This is a genomic window from Streptomyces sp. WM6386 (assembly GCF_000972385.1).
Lineage (GTDB): Bacteria > Actinomycetota > Actinomycetes > Streptomycetales > Streptomycetaceae > Streptomyces.
The window spans coordinates 1-369 of record NZ_JXTE01000622.1; the positions used below are offsets into that span (position 1 = coordinate 1).

The window sequence follows — 369 nt, forward strand, 5'->3', positions numbered from 1 at the left end:
CAGGTGTTCCCTCCGTCGGCGCTGCGGTCCACCCAGATCTCGTCGCCGACCGTGCCCCCGGTAATGCGGCCCCAGGCGCACTCGGTGGTGCCGTTGTAGCGGAGCTCCACGGTACGGCCGAAGACGGTGGTCGACTTCGCCGTCCAGGCATCCGCCGAGTCGGGCTGTGTACCGTCGCCGCAGGACGTGTTGTTCTCCGCGCCGGCCAGAGTTCCGCCGATCGATGGGAAGTCGCCGCAGGATGGTACGTCCTTGAGCAACGCCGGCCCCTGGACGAAGAGATTGCTGATCCAGCTGTTGTAGTCCGGCAGATACGACCAGACGTTGTTCACCATGCCGTCGACCGTGGCCCGCTCACCCACCCGCTGA

Annotated in this window: 1 protein-coding gene; it reads right to left on the bottom strand. The window is 66.7% G+C overall.

The features are described 5' to 3' along the window. Positions 1-335, bottom strand: a 335-nt coding sequence (locus TN53_RS44380) for a DUF2690 domain-containing protein (protein WP_159038305.1), incomplete at its 3' end; no start/stop codon positions are given. Between the last annotated feature and the right edge of the window lie 34 nt (positions 336-369).